This window comes from Companilactobacillus baiquanensis (assembly GCF_003946605.1).
In the GTDB taxonomy this organism is placed as follows: domain Bacteria; phylum Bacillota; class Bacilli; order Lactobacillales; family Lactobacillaceae; genus Companilactobacillus; species Companilactobacillus baiquanensis.
This window is the reverse complement of sequence record NZ_RHOQ01000002.1, coordinates 372,522-387,737: the sequence shown is the minus strand read 5'-3', so window position 1 is coordinate 387,737 and position 15,216 is coordinate 372,522. Positions and strand designations below refer to the sequence as shown.

15 protein-coding genes are annotated in these 15,216 nt (G+C 37.9%); 2 read left to right on the top strand and 13 right to left on the bottom strand.

Features of this window, described 5'->3' with window-relative positions; translation table 11 throughout:
• Positions 1 to 85: 85 nt before the first annotated feature.
• The gene (locus EKM77_RS11145; RefSeq protein WP_263852895.1) at positions 86 to 208 is read left to right on the top strand and encodes a hypothetical protein; all 123 of its coding nucleotides are present in this window, start codon (positions 86 to 88) and stop codon (positions 206 to 208) included.
• A 200-nt stretch (positions 209 to 408) separates the two neighbouring features.
• Positions 409 to 600: a hypothetical protein gene (locus EKM77_RS05605; protein ID WP_125593067.1), complete on the top strand. Its 192-nt coding sequence runs from the start codon at positions 409 to 411 to the stop codon at positions 598 to 600.
• A 203-nt stretch (positions 601 to 803) separates the two neighbouring features.
• On the opposite strand, the gene EKM77_RS05600 is transcribed toward EKM77_RS05605, so the two are convergent.
• From EKM77_RS05600 to EKM77_RS05540, 13 genes are read right to left on the bottom strand one after another with little or no spacing between them, the layout of a single operon-like run.
• Complete coding sequence (locus EKM77_RS05600) at positions 804 to 1,829, bottom strand: GH25 family lysozyme (RefSeq protein WP_125593066.1); 1,026 nt, start codon at positions 1,827 to 1,829, stop codon at positions 804 to 806.
• Position 1,830: 1 nt separating this feature from the next.
• Positions 1,831 to 2,199, bottom strand: a complete 369-nt coding sequence (locus EKM77_RS05595) for a phage holin family protein (RefSeq protein WP_125593065.1) — start codon at positions 2,197 to 2,199, stop codon at positions 1,831 to 1,833.
• Positions 2,200 to 2,490: a hypothetical protein gene (locus EKM77_RS05590; RefSeq protein ID WP_125593064.1), complete on the bottom strand. Its 291-nt coding sequence runs from the start codon at positions 2,488 to 2,490 to the stop codon at positions 2,200 to 2,202.
• Entirely contained in the window at positions 2,484 to 2,915 is a 432-nt protein-coding gene (locus tag EKM77_RS05585; RefSeq protein ID WP_125593063.1) for a hypothetical protein, read from the bottom strand. The genes EKM77_RS05590 and EKM77_RS05585 overlap by 7 nt, the downstream gene beginning before the upstream one ends.
• A gap of 42 nt (positions 2,916 to 2,957) precedes the next feature.
• Positions 2,958 to 3,095: an XkdX family protein gene (locus EKM77_RS05580; protein WP_164507724.1), complete on the bottom strand. Its 138-nt coding sequence runs from the start codon at positions 3,093 to 3,095 to the stop codon at positions 2,958 to 2,960.
• A gap of 1 nt (position 3,096) precedes the next feature.
• The gene (locus EKM77_RS05575; protein WP_125593061.1) at positions 3,097 to 3,573 is read right to left on the bottom strand and encodes a hypothetical protein; all 477 of its coding nucleotides are present in this window, start codon (positions 3,571 to 3,573) and stop codon (positions 3,097 to 3,099) included.
• Entirely contained in the window at positions 3,573 to 5,561 is a 1,989-nt protein-coding gene (locus EKM77_RS05570) for a hypothetical protein (protein ID WP_125593060.1), read from the bottom strand. Before EKM77_RS05570 ends, EKM77_RS05575 begins: the two co-directional genes overlap by 1 nt.
• The gene (locus EKM77_RS05565) at positions 5,562 to 6,635 is read right to left on the bottom strand and encodes a hypothetical protein (protein ID WP_125593059.1); all 1,074 of its coding nucleotides are present in this window, start codon (positions 6,633 to 6,635) and stop codon (positions 5,562 to 5,564) included.
• A complete protein-coding gene (locus EKM77_RS05560; protein ID WP_125593058.1) occupies positions 6,635 to 7,297 on the bottom strand; it encodes a hypothetical protein in 663 nt (220 codons plus the stop codon). The genes EKM77_RS05565 and EKM77_RS05560 overlap by 1 nt, the downstream gene beginning before the upstream one ends.
• On the bottom strand, positions 7,278 to 9,134 hold the full coding sequence (locus EKM77_RS05555) for a prophage endopeptidase tail family protein (protein WP_164507723.1): 1,857 nt from the start codon (positions 9,132 to 9,134) through the stop codon (positions 7,278 to 7,280). The genes EKM77_RS05560 and EKM77_RS05555 overlap by 20 nt, the downstream gene beginning before the upstream one ends.
• Complete coding sequence (locus EKM77_RS05550; RefSeq protein WP_125593056.1) at positions 9,109 to 10,038, bottom strand: phage tail domain-containing protein; 930 nt, start codon at positions 10,036 to 10,038, stop codon at positions 9,109 to 9,111. Before EKM77_RS05550 ends, EKM77_RS05555 begins: the two co-directional genes overlap by 26 nt.
• Before the next feature lie 2 nt (positions 10,039 to 10,040).
• Positions 10,041 to 14,864: a tape measure protein gene (locus EKM77_RS05545; RefSeq protein ID WP_125593055.1), complete on the bottom strand. Its 4,824-nt coding sequence runs from the start codon at positions 14,862 to 14,864 to the stop codon at positions 10,041 to 10,043.
• On the bottom strand, positions 14,865 to 15,050 hold the full coding sequence (locus EKM77_RS05540; RefSeq protein ID WP_125593054.1) for a hypothetical protein: 186 nt from the start codon (positions 15,048 to 15,050) through the stop codon (positions 14,865 to 14,867).
• Between the last annotated feature and the right edge of the window lie 166 nt (positions 15,051 to 15,216).

The following is a 15,216-nucleotide window of genomic DNA, read 5'->3' as shown; positions in this document are numbered from 1 at the left end:
TTTGCTAATTGTGTTGACTTTGTACGCTCGAGAGTGTAATATAATAGATGTAGAGAGGAGGAACAAAAGAAAAGAAGGGAGGTAAATGATGAAAGGTAAGCATCAAAAAAAGCCTGACATTAACAAAGTATTAGTCATCTTAGGATTGGTAACAGCAATCTTAGACTTAATCGACCACATACTTGATTTAATATCAAGACTTATATAAAGGTACAAAGTAAGGGGCGAGACCTCTTGCTTTGTGTACACTAAATTATATCATACCTTTCATTTCAAATATTATGAAAAAGACACTTATTGTACTTCTAACGATTCTCATAGTCGTATTGCTAATATCAATAATATTAAAGTTAACCATATTATTTAAATGATAATTTACATGTATCTTATAAATAAGGAGCTCTTACTATGACAGAAAAATTAAGTGCTGCAAGAATCAAGGCAAACAAGAAATGGGACGACGAAAATAGAGAACGTAAAAGATATTTAAATAGCAGATCCGCTGCACGAGGCTTCATTAAAAACAAGGCTACCGCAGACGATATTGAAGAACTAACTAAGTTGCTGGCCAACAGAAAGCAGGAACTAAATTTAAAATAATACGGACACGAAAAAAAGCCCCCTGCCTATATTAGGTAGAGGGCTTTAATAATTTGATAGCGGAGCAGCATATCAAAATTAAACGATTTTTCATTTTTAATAACTACGGTTCAACATGCCTGCTGAACTCCTTAATTATATCTAATTGTCTCTTAAATAGATATCGTCAGTTTTGCAAAAGTGTCTAAAGTGATCACTCACCTTTATACAAAATCTGAACCAGAAGTATATTCAAACGGTAAATATTCATTAGTTGATACTCTGGCCATAGGTATCCCATTTATTATATTGATTTGATCGTATTTGAACGCCTTACCGATAGTTACGCCATCGTTAACAACCCGCTTGCCGTCTTTATTAAATAATGGCGCTGGTTGACCTTCCAAATAATTAACAATTACTACATTACTAAATTCTGTCTTACTAATAGGAATATACACATTAGTTGAAATTCGATAATGTGGTTCATCGTTAATTAATTTAATTTGATCACTCTCCCACATTGAATCTTTCTTATATTCAATAGGTCGTGTAGATCCCAATGAATCGACTGGGTGGACGTCTTCAATTAACTTAATTACATTTTCAACTTTTGGCTTAGGTGGTGCAGTTGCCACTTCAGGAGGATCAATATCAATTTCTTTATCAAAGATACCCCAATCATATGACATGTCTTGACCACCACTGCTCCAACTTGAGGTATACTGCCAACCAATTACGTTTCCGGAAACTCCCACCGCGTTAACTCCGTAATTCGCTACCCAGGTAGGGTGCTTAGAAGCGTTTAACACGGGATTGTTTCCCCAGAACCAACTAGCCATAGCATATTGAACGATATTAGTATATCCGTGTTCTTTCAAGTAATTAATAAACGTATCGACGTAACCAGATACGTTAGATTTATTTAAACTTGGATCCTCAACGTCTACGCATAGCGGCGTATTTTTGCCAAATCCTAAGTTAGCCACTGACTGATCAAAGAATTTAGCTTCTTTAATTGCATCCGAAATCCCAGTAGCTAAAAAGTAATGGTAAAAACCTACATTCATTCCAGCTGCTAAAGCATTTTTAGCTTGAGTTCTGGCTTTTGGATTCAAATAGTTAGATCCGTCTGCACTACCTTGCGTAGTTTTAATGAAAACACTACCTACTCCATGACTTACAAAGTTTTGAAAAAATTGTAAATCTGAACGTTGATAACTAGAGATATCAGCAAAATATTTAGCCATTTTAGTTCCTCCTCGTGTTGATTTTAGTATCGTATTTAGGTGTTGAGACTTCGACCGGTCCAGATGATTTAGAATTAGACGTTTTGTTATCTACTTCATAACCTCCGAAGGCCCCTTTAATACCGGTGAATAGACCTGATGTCCAACCACCGACTAAGAAACCTGCAATACCAGCCTTTACGATATTTACATCGTGATATGCAAGCGCAACAATAACTCCAATTAAAATACCTACTGCCATTGAAATAAACGGCATGTAGGCATTTTTAATTCTTGTTTTTTTAATACCACTAGTTAAAACGTAGCAGCATATTGCGATTAACAATAGCTCACTTGCATTTATCAAATTTAAATTTTGAATTATATCCACTTATTTTTCCTCCTGGTTCATTTCTCTCTTTAGTTCACCAATTTGCTTCGTCAACCCGTCAGTTACTTTCCTTTGAGTTCTTAAATCATCTTGAACGTGCTTCAATTTAATTTCCAACGCTGTATTATTTTTTATTAAGTCTGAACGTTCACTAACCAAAGCATTGATTTTATCTACATTTTCAATGTAATGATCACCACTATTTTTCATTTTTTGAAGCCATAATCCAAAGAATCCCGTTACAAATGCACCACCAATTGCAGATATAACAAATTTAAAATTATCTACCAATCTGGATTACTCCATAAGGCTTCTAGCAAAATCTTAATAATGATAATAAGCGAAATCATGGTAGTGAAATTAGGACTAAAATGAACGATTCCAATAACTTGCATCATAGCTATGTCATGGAATAGAAACATTAAAAAATAGAACGCCCAAATGAAAAGTGGTAGAAATGTAACTAACTTTTGATTAAGTCCTCGTAAATAATGGAAGGAAGAAATAATTACATACAACCCCACAGTTACAACCGGAATCGAAAATATTGGTTCATCAATGTGCATTACAAAATCTGGCGGACGATCAATAAAATTATTGGATAAAATCATGGTAATTCCTAATGCTAAAGTCTCTAGCCCGTTGATAAACCAAGCTCGGTTAAGCCTAAAGTAAAGCCACTTTGTTCTTTTTAATTTTGCTTTTGGATTACCCAATTAAATCACCCTCTTTTTATACAAAAAAAGATAGCCTCTCGGCTATCCTGCATCACTTGTATATTCTTCGCCTGTAATATCCTTGAAGTCATCTTTTGAGATAATTAATGGAACATACCCGATAATATCTTCCTTTTTTAGTGTTCCCCAGCCGAATTCCATTTTAAGTAATCCTATCATATTAATTTCCTCCATTTTCTGTTGCAGTTGATGTATCTGTATCAGCACTTGTCGTATCTGGTTCTTGTGCCGCCTTAATTCCAATGACTTCTTTAGTCAATTGTGTAACTGCTGATTGAAGTTCATCACTAATATTCTTTTGATCAGCGTTATCAGCCATCAAGCTCAAATTCTGCTTGGTACTTGTTGTTAAAGCTGTCTTCAAATCTTCGATAATTTTAGTTAGTTGCAAATTTTGAAGAGTTAACTTAGTTAATACATCGTTGTATTCTTCGTCTGGTGTCATATTTGTTGATTTATGAACCAAAGCATTATCAGTGGGGCGAATAGTCCAATTGAATTTCTCTGAAATAGAAAAGGTTGGGTCATCTTCTACGACAATCCAACCTTTGTTTTTATCCTGATAAAGTGATGAGGGATATTCTGCAATATCAGTAATATTTCCATCATCATCTTGTTTAAAAGCTACTTTAACCATTATTCTCCCTCCTTATAGTTAGTTACGTATGCTATATGTGGCAACGATTTAGGAATAGCTGCGATAATCTCATCAACTGTGTTTAAACTGCTACTACCTTTACCAGCAGCCAGATTACCTTCGACTTCAACAGTCCCATTACTAAATGAAAATGAAAGCGATGTACATCCGACGTAATAGTATAGACTACCATTTGGGTAAGCCGCTTTATAATTTTTCCATGTCCCTTGATAATAAGTTTCAACGTCATTCACACCAAGATATGTCTTTAAGGGACTATCCAAAAGGCTATAATTAGAAATTCCGTTAAGAATGTACTGCTTAGGAATTCTAACTACGCTTGGTAGACCCATATATGCCAATCTCGTTCTATAAACACTATCCGTTGAAGTAGCCGGATCTACAAAATGTATTTCCAACCCGTCTCCAATATTATTGAAGTCTTTTGATACTCCAACAAGCGAAGCACTAGTTGAATCACCAACAAATAAATAACTCCCGACGGTTAATTGTGAAACTTCTTTCTGACTTGTGTAGGAGTTAACATAATCTACTGTTAAGTCAAATGTTGATATTAAATTATCATCCTTATCCTTTATTGATCCCTGAGTTGTGTTAACATTCATGGTTCCGTCATCGTTATATTTAAAACTAACTGAAGGGTTAATTCTAGTATCATCAGCTAAAACTTTACGAGTAAATATAAGAGTAAGTTTAAAATCTGTGTATGTATGATTGGGCTGTATTCCATCATAAATAAGGTAGTTAACTCCTGGATTTCCAAGTGCAACAATCTGGTTATCAGCATCTAATAAGGCCAAGGAATATCCTGAACCAGAAAATAAAGCATTTATAACTATGCTTTTGCTGCCAATCATAGCTATATTTTTGCCATAACTTGGATAGTATTGTGCTGGAAATATACCCGGATTTGTCCAATTAGCAATTGAAGTATTTTGGAATGTTGGCAGTGCAGTCGGATTTAGAACGATATCATCAATTGGTTTTGTTGTAAACTGTTTAACGCTCAGCGAGTTAGATGTTGGATTACCATTAATATCCTCGTATTGTACGGTAAATTGACCAGATTTATATACAGTAGCTGGTGTAAGACCCTCAACTTGAACAATACTAATATCCATAGGACCAACAGCGTACTTTTCACCGTCTTTATAAACAACTAATCTCGTACCTGTACGATCGGCGGTTTCGTCCGTTATTTGGTTTCTTTCGATTATAAAACTATTACTTGTTATAACTGAGGTGGAAATAGTTGATGGTGGATTTTGAAATCCGCTTCCAAAATTATAATGTGTTATTTTTTTTCCTGAAACATCTTCTCTAGAAATAAAATTTGGAATGTCATATACGGGACCAGCAAATACGGTTTCTTTTGAACCGTCACCGTTTAGATCAACTTTTAAAGTGTCCTTAGATGCAAGTCTTCCCTTTTTTAATGAAATGGGAATAGGAGCAGTTGTAGAGAATTTATTTAATCCTGATTCACCATTCGTAATTTGAATTTTTTTAGATTTAGTTGCCTTACCATCAAAATAAGGTGTTTCAACCATACTTAATCGGGCTTGAAGCCCATCTCCCAACCCGTCAAGGTTCTCACCTAAATCTTGGTTGAAAGTAACGGTAGTATCGGCGTTTGTATTAGATGGACCTTGCCAAAGTTTAAAACGCTTAGTAACTTCGCCCTTGTTAACGTCACCAGGGTATACATCGTCTCCAACAGTTTCGTGACCGGGATTGGTTGTAGTTCCGCCGGTGTCGCCACCGTCATCTCCAGTATTACCGCCGGTATTTCCACCGGTTGAACCGCCTGAACTCTTACCGAGCCAGGCGGAATATAAGGTAATCTTATGTGTTTTTCGATCTCCAATTGACGAATGGATTACATTTCCGTCATCGTCTTTAATATCAATTCCAAGTGGCAATTGCGTTGCAAAGTCTCTTAACCACGCATCTCTAATTGTTGACATTTACATTTCTCCCTTCAGCATTTTATCCATTTGATCTAATTTAGAATCAGTTTCTGCATCACTATCACCGATCATTAAATCACCATTATCAATAACATCTTGAATAACAGTTTTAACGTTGTCTTGTGTTACTACTTTATTTGAAGCTGCAGCGGTTGCATTATCAGCAATCGCTTTTTTGTTGGCTGCTATATCGGTATCGTTCTGATTTTGTCTGGTTTCAAGATCATCTAGTGACTTATCAATTTCAGTTTTACGTGCGTTGCTATCGGCAACCAACTTATCGATTTTAGCTTGGCTATCTTTGGTATCGGCGTCTAGCTTGTCCTGATTAGCCTTAACAGCAGCGTCCGCTTTATCGTTCATATCCTTAATAGCTTTATCGGCGGTATCGTTCAAACTAGCAATATTGTTCTGCATAATACCGACGTATAGGGATTGATAGAACGCTAATTGCTTTTGACCAGATTTAATTGATTCATCAAAATTAACTAATAATCTATTTAATTCTGAAATGTAGCTAGCGTGTTTTTCTGGGATAACCACGTCATTATTGATAATTTCTAAATCGAAATCCAAAGTTTGAATTACTTTAGTACGCTCCGGATTTTCAATAAGGAAGTGTGCCGATTGATAATGCCCAGCATTTTGAGTGATAGCCGCTTCCGGTTGCCAACTTAATACGCCAAGTGAAGCCTGTGTGCCGTCAAATCCTTCATCAGATCTGACATAAGATCCCGTTGAATCGGTACCCTCAAAACTGATTAACTTATTAATTAGGGTACTATCGTCCATATCAAAGTTGGATAGATCATATAAAGATACCCCACCCCAGTTCTTATTTGATTTTAAGAAATTAATTTCAAATGTATTACCGCTCGAAGTACCTTGAATTAACCAAGCATGTTGAAACTCTCGACTATTTAATAGAATGTTTTCAATTCCGTTTGGTCCTAAATGCTCATGCTCGTCTTGCGTATACTGCGCTGGTAGATGGAATCCTTCTGCTAAATCCACACAGAAAAATAGCGGTTCTATCGCTGGAATATTCATCTTCATTTGTACATCTGACATTAAATATCACCACCTTTATTTAATTCTGAATTCATTTCAGCTAACTTACGGTCAACTTCTAGATCGTCGTCAGAATACTGTTGACCGTTTCCGGTATAACTAGGAGCATGCACGCCGTTTGAAATTGGACTATCACGGAGTCGACTTTCAATATTAGAAAGCCTTTGAGATAAGTTACTTGTCTCTTTACCTACTTCATCGCTGACTTCATCGGCTATCATTTCAGATAATGATGAAACTAATGCTTCACCAGTTGAATTACCGAAAGCACTAAAATAAGCGTTAATCGACTTTTGATTGCTGGTGATAATTGCCATATCTCTCAAAATTAGATTTAACGCTTTTTCTATTTTTTCAATATTAAAATTCTCTGAATGGAACATTGACGAACCGTATAATTCAGACGTAATACGATCTAATTTAACGGTTAAACCGTCAAAACCTTCAATGTCTTGTAGTTCAGGCACTTTTAATTGCGTAGTTTGGTCAGTGTCGATTAGCTTATATTTTTTGGCTATAACATTACCGTCTGGATCTCTACCCAAAATTTTGAGCGCCATTTTGCTATCTTCATCAAAAATCGACTTGCCAGTATCAACGGTTTTGTTAATTCCGTCTAGCGTTGAGTTGCCAGACACAAATTTAATTTGAGGTTGTACCATTTGACTCCTCCTTGTCTTTATTTATTTGGTCTATTAAATCCTTTTGCTTTTTATTTAAATCGCTAAGTTTAGCGTTTTGACGTCTCACTGTCTTAGTTAATAGTTCAATATTACGATTGGCCAACCGGAGTTTATCTGAATTTTCAAAGTTAATATTCTTTCGTGACAACTTTGAATTATCCAAACTTATCGTCATTGGCGTGTCATTATTTAACGGATTGCCACTAATCCCGTTGAGCGTAACCATTAGCTTTAAGCCAAGCGGTTCAGCATTTAGAAACATAGTATCGCCGATGTTTAACTCATCGTCCTGTTGGTTCAGATTAACGGTTAATTCTACGATAGGATCTACCTGCATAACTGAATCGGCGTACTTCTTCATGGATTCCACATCTTTGATTTGGTCATTAGTTATATCCTCACCAATCCTCATCTTGCCACCGTCAGCATTTACTGCTGAGGCATTGTAATAGAAGAAAGGATCAAACACGTACTTAACCGAATCGTCATCGGTCGTGGTATTTCCGTCTGCCACACCATCATCAGTTTGGGGCGTAACGTCTGTATCGCCCGTAAAATCGAAATCATCAGCGCACACCCACTCACTCGTTGAAACTCGATACCAAGACTTCTCTTTTGCTCCGTCAGAAACCTCACCGTCGATTATCCATTGAGTACCATTCGGAAGTGTCCTAGTGACATTTTGCGGTGTCCAGGGCGAATCGAATACATTTGCCTCTGTTGGTGCTGGCGTATCGGTGCCTGAATCATCTGAACTACTATCTGTATCAGGCTCGGCAGCCTTAATCGTTCCTTGACCGATAACCTTCTCGATAACGTGGCTTTCGGGCTTAACGTCGCCATTCTTATCGAATACGATATATTTTTCGTTCAGCCATTCGTTTGTGCCTAAATGAAAGTAGATCGTGCCATCAATAGATATTTGCTTATCTACCAACCATTTAGATCCGTTAGGTAGCTTTCTACCGGTCGGCGTTTGACTAACCGGCGAATTGATAACCGGTGCGCCACCGGTTTCCATTGTATTGATAGTCCCAACAGCATTACCGGTTGAAGTTGCTGAACCGTCTGAATCTCCGGAGCCATCAACTGAACCATTATCGCTAGTGGCACTATGGTCTTCGTCCAACGTAGCGCCGTACAGCATCGCAGCATTCTGGATAGAAGTAGAATCAACAGACAGCTCAATATCGTTAGTGTTGTGAGCCCAGATAAATTGCTTGCTAGTGGTATGTTTGTAGCTACTTTCATCGTAAATTTGAATGACCTTATTATCCGGAATCCAACGAGCATTATAGCTGTCCACAGCCTTTTGAACAGCGTCCAACCCTGAACAATTGCCCCAATCAGTTATATCAACTGTTGGAAAACTTCCGTTAACTTTGTAAGTAAATCCTTCGGTATTATATTTGCTTTTAAAAACGTAATCTAACATCTGACTAATTGAATAGCTTTGTAGACCCGCATTAATATCGAATTGCCTGAAATTTTGGACCTCAAAAGCTATGTGGGTTGCCGTTATATCTTTGGTTACTAGATCATCAATATATTTTGGAGATGATTGTTTAATAACATAATATTGACCGTCAAACACGATATAGGCGTCATTTTTGAGCATATCAAAAGACACCCCGTCATAGTCGCTTAACCAAGCCGTGAAACTAATTTGAAAGCTATCACTGACTTGCTTGTCGATTTGAAAGGTGTCTTCGTTTATGCACGTTAGCCACTCTTCACTCTGATTATTTTGGCTACGTACATATATTTTATGACCATTTAAATCAGCCATATTAGAAATAGACGAAATAAAACTCAAAGGTGATGTCGATATTTGTTAAACCAGAAATAGCAAATTCGTTATCGCCTTTTTTTAATGAAATTATTCCGTGGTTGGAATTAATCCCGTCAGGTCGTCCGTTCAATATAGGATCAACGCCATCAATAATTAACTCGTCACCGTCTTTTAACGGACGGCTATACGTGAATACTTCACCAGTTGTTTTATTTGTAAGGGTCAAGTTTCCTGACCCCCGAATATGAATCTTCAAATAGTGTTTTTGTGCTAGCGGATCAATATCAACGTCGGAAGGATTGTAGACGGTAAACGTGTTCGTATTAAACTCCCAAGGTACACGCCTATCCCTAGGAATGCCCATACCGCGGGATATAAATTCTTTATCCATGTCGTAGAGTTCCGTAGTCTTAGCGACGCTCTCACGAACACCCGTGTAGTTATTAAACACGATATTCACCGAGCACGAACGCTCACTACCATAAGTTGGGGTGAACACCCTAGTCTTAACGCGGTATTTATATGAAGGCTCATTACCGAATACGACCCACAGACCGTTACGCGACATAAAGAAGCTTTGTAGTCGGCGTAACGACATTAACATTTCTGCTTCAGACTTACCGTCGATATACCAGGTCGTTGAAATGTCTCGAGAATCAAAAGAACTTGACGTCATATATTGACCGTCTTGAGTATTAATCTTTTGAAATTGCTCAATTGGGTTAGTCATTGCCGAATCCCAGTCGTAACAATACGTGTCTTGCAATCCTGAATAATCGTAATATGATAGCCAGTCTACACCGTCTTCACTTATCGCCACCTCGATTGGATCCAAAGCAAGCCTCGAAACATTATCATGACCATTAGAAAATCCGTAAGCGTGCGGTTTCGGGTACTCCATTTCACTTTTAAAGACTCGGTTAGTCAATATTATTGTCTCCTTCCTTGTTGATACGCGTATATATCAGTATCACGTCTATTTTGCTGATTAATATTATTATTTGCCGTACTCAAACTTAATTGAGGTTGGAAATCCTTATTATTAATTGAACCTAATAGGTTGATTACTGTTGTTAATTTGTTGCTTAGATCAGATGTTAAGTTGGAATTTAGACTGTTTGAAGTCTTAAATTCTGGGTGGAAGTCACCCAAACGGCTCATTAATGAAGCTGTTAATGGAATGGCACTTGCCTTGCTTGGATTGATAGCGAACTCGTCGCCATCTTCACCGAATATCGCTTGAGTTGGACCATAAACATGCGCACCATTTGCAAAGCGTGGACGCCCTTGTGGTCCTGAGTGTAGCCAGTCCATTTTGTGTGTGCCCCAAATTGTTGTTGCACCAATTGAATTTTGCCAATCACTGTTGTTAAAGAACGCAAGCAATTGATCAAACGGATTCATGATGTTTCCGTGTCCAGGAACGGCAAAATACTTAAAGGTTTGTGGTGTATATTGCAAAATACCACGAGCCTCATTACCACCGCTATTCATATCATGAATTTGTTGGATTATGTTACGTCCACCAGATTCAGACTGAATTACGCCTTGTAGCATTTTAATAAACGCATCGCTAGGGTTAACCTTCATCATTGAGGCCGCAGCCCTAATCATTTCAGGACTATAATTACCGCTCATAGTGCTTTCAAGCGACTTCTTAAAACTGGAAGCCATTTGCTTAACCTTATCGGCTATGCCTTTAACTAAGCCTTTTCCGGTAGCCGGTCCCATTTTCGCGGAGAACTCTTCCTTTCCCCATTTTCCATCAGTCATAGACTCGAAAGCCTTATTTAGATTTCCGACAGGATCAGAAATAAATTCTTTAGCGAAGTTAATACCTTTCTCAATATCTCCAGCAATTCCAGAGATCTTAGATTTAACCCAAGAACCTACGTTACCTAATGAATCAGCAAAGCCACCTTTAGCACTATCAAAAAAGTTAGAAAGAGTATCACCGATACCATCTTCATAAGCTGGTAACATTCCAGATTCTACATAAGGACGTGCCTGTTGAGCTGGTAGAACTGATGACCCAGGTTTTAATGGAAGTACGACATTGCGCCCCATTGGCGAATACATACGACCACTCGGCTCTTTGATAATTTCACGGTAAACGGAAGATTTAGCGTCATTGACGACAGCTAATCCGCCAGGGTGGTAATTAGATCCACCTTGTAATTGCTTAACGGTTCCTAATCCTTTACCACCGAATATTTTAATAACACCATTAATGGCACCAATACCACCATTAATAACGCCAATAATTCCGTTCCAAGCGGTTTTTGCGATTCCTTTTAATCCGTCAAAAATCTTCTTAAAGAAATCTGAAACGCCTTGCCACATGTTTTTCCAACCTGATTTAAAGTTAGAACTGAATTGTGACCACCAACTGTTCATGCCACTTGCAAAGTTATCGTAAGCAGTGTGCATACCGCTCCACTTGTCGTGCATGGAAGTTTTAGCATTTTCCCAGCCGTTTGACCAAGTTTTGCTAAAGTCTTTAGAGAATCCGGACCACCATTTAGAAATGCCGGAATTAAAATCATGATAAGCGTCTGACATATTGTCCCAAGCGTCTGAAAAGTCCTCTTTACGAGACTTCCAAGTGCTTGACCAGTTCTTACTAAATGATTTAGAAAAGCTGGACCACCACTTGCCGAAATTCTTATCCCATTTATCCGTAGTCTTCTTAGTTCCGTCCCAGAAGTTGTCCCAAGACTTACCAAATTTAGACTTCTTTAAAGAAGTAGCCATGCTGTCTAATTCTTTTTTGAAACTTGCAGCAAAGCCTTTTTTACCACCAAATACACCACTAAGTGTTTTAGTCCACGCTTGCATAGCTTTTTTAGTAGTTTTATCTTTCTTAAACCACTTGCCGACACCCTCAAAAGTACCAGTAAGCTGGCTCATCAAACCTTTTTTGCCTTTAGTGGATTTAGAAACTTCCGTAGTAAGTCCTTTCATCCACTTATCAAAGCCTTTTTTACTTGACTTGTCTTTTAAGAACCAGTCTCCAACACCTTTGAACATTCCGGTTAATTGATTGCCAATTCCCTTTTTATTCTTGGTATTTTTCTTAACCGAGTCTTCCATGCCTTTAAACCATTTTTGCATGTTCTTGCCGGTCTTAGTGTCTTTAATGAACCAAGTAGAAGCTGCCGCAAAAGGATTAGTAATTCCGGCAACAATTTCAGCTTTGTGTGACTTAACCCACTTGGTGGAGTCTTTCATACCGCCTTGTACGCTCTTGCTAATTTTGCCCATTTCCTTAGAAATTGACTTTTCCCAACCTAATTTGCCGGTAAACAGTTTACCTAAGCCTTTAACGCCTTGCTTAGCCTTATCAATTACTGACCCACCAAAGTCTTTTAAGACATCAACGGCTTTGTTAACGGCGTCTCTAAATGGTTTGATATGCTTATACGCTTCATAGAATGCGACCCCTAAAGCAATAACGGCCAATGCTATATCAACGTAAGGATTAGCAAGTGCTGTCTTACCAAGTGCGGACATTGTTGTACCGAAAGTCTTCAATGCACCAATTGTCTTAATACCGAATGCAACAGCTAGATCCTTACCGGCAAGTGCTAGAGCCTTGATTTTGCTTGCACCCTTAGCAACAGCTTCAACCGTATATTTGGCAGCCTTACCAGCACCAATTTTTAGAAGTGAAGCAAGGTCTTTAGACTTTTGCACTACCGGCTTTATGACATACTTCATTGCACCACCACTAGCCTTGCCAAATAGCTTTTTAACACTAGATCCAGCTTTACCAATGACTTCAAAAACAGGACTAAATTTAGTCTTAGTGCCGTCAATAACATCTAGTAGTTTATCTTTAGTATCTCTAAATGATTTAATACCAAATCTAAATACCTTTTGCTTACCGTCACCTTTTCCAAGAACTCTAGTCAGTAAGCCGCCTTTTTCAGCATTGCCGAATCCGGCAAGTGCCATTACAGGACTAAAGGCGTCTTTAGCCAGCTTAAAACCCTTTAAAGCAATTAAAGACGAAACAATAGTTGTAATAGCAGTCTTATGCTTTGCAATATTGCCTAAAACATCAGAAATTACTTTTAATGGGTCTTTTGAACTCTTTGCATTTCCGCTCATTAAACCTAATGATTTAGCTAATGTGCCGAATATAGCCCCAGCAGTTTTGAATACAGCACTACCAATAGTTTTAGCAATGCTACCAATGCTTCCACCAATTGATTTAATATCTTTTGCATGATCTGCAATATAATCAAAAAACGACTTAAAGCCCTTGTTGAGATTATCAACTGCGGAATTTAAGCCGTTAAATATGTCTTTAGAACTTGCATTCCCAGAAAATGCCTTCATCACTTTAGACATTCCACTAGAAATTGTGTCACCTAATTCTGAAAACTTAGACTTAGTTTTTGGGTCTCCGACCCAACTTGAAACAGCGTCATAAACTGGACTTTCTGCATTAACGAATGGTTCAGAAAATGAACTCATTAATAAAGGAACTTGTGTCTTAATGGTTCTAGACATGCCGTCAATGGTCGCACCAAAGTTCTTGGTAGCGTCTTTATAATGGTTCGACATTCCTTCAAGAACTTTATCCATTGTATCTGAACTAACCTTACCAGCCGAAATCATATCGTTAAGCTGTTTCATGGTTAAGTCTTTATTGCCGGTCATCTTCTGTTCAGTCTTCAATAGTTCGGTTCTCAGCTTAGGGAATACGTTCACGAATGACATCATATCTTGAGCTGAAACCTTACCGTTCGCCTGCATTTGTGACCACTGTGTACCGAAATTCATAACAGCGTCATCGGTAGAGCCAAAGGCGTCTTGCAACGTTAAAACTGATTTAGTTAGATTTTTAGTTAAACCAATATTATCAGTAACCGAATAGAACTTCTGATTAAGTTGATCAACCATTTTAGTAGAGTTATTAGCAGCACTAGCCATTTGGTTAGTGATGTCAACCATCTTCTTACCCTTGCCAGCGTTACCAGTTAGTGTTAACCAAGTTGCGTTCATGGTTTGCTGTTCGTGAGCGTATTCAACGGTTGCCGCTTTGGCTTCCGATATTCCACTCTTTAACGCGCCGAATCCGCTTAATGCCGCCGACGAAATAATTGAAGCACCGAACACTGTACCAAATAGGCTATGCGTTTTCTTAGTTTCATCTTGGGCTTTATGCAAATTACCGAATAGACCAGAGAAGCCACCCTGAGTTTTGTTCTCAGCCGTCAAGGTAGTTTTATGATTTTTAGGAACTGAATTTATTTTGTTTATATATTCGGAAACTTCGTGCTTATCGGTTATAGCGTCTAGTTTAGTTCTAGCCTCTTTAGGGACCTTTTTATACATGTCATAAAAGTTTTTAAATCCTTCTGCCTTGGCAATTGCCCTAAGTTCAGCTTTCTTGCTTGTTGGTAAAGCCTTCATATCATCTTTAAAGGTTTGGAATCCAACTTTTTTAACGTCGGCCTCTAGTTTAGCTTGAAGTTCCTTTGGCATTGAACGGAAATATTGTTTAAAATCTCTAAAACCGTCCTCACGAGCCATCGCCTTTAACTCAGCTTTGGCTTCTTTGGGCATAGCGTCAACTAAATTACTAAATTCCTTAACCTTTTGCTTATCAGAAGTATCAGCGTCAAACTTGGTTTTATGGTTCTTGTCCACACCGTCAATCATTTGTTTCAACCGCATAGCGGTAGGCGTTAACTGATCATCAGCACTGAAACGAACTGTTTTATTAACGACTATATCACTCAATTATTGTTTACCTCCCTCCTCTTTATCCTTATTCAGGAACGTATAGTAAAATTTCTTCATATCAACTTTAGGGTGTGGATCACCTTCGCCACTCTTATCAATAGACTTCTTAATCTCTTCAATGATCTGTTTAATAGTGTTGTCTTGGCCTTCAACGTCTTCAACTAACGCTATTGGTTTAATCATTGATGACTTAATTCGATAATCAACCAGCGAATCGTAGCGAGCTAGATCAGCACCCTGTTTTAAATCTAAAAATTCTTGAGGGGATAATTTATAAAAATCGTCAATATTAACAATTCCTATTGTTCGGCGTGCCTCTGTTAAAAGCTCGTCTAAATCAAATATTGGT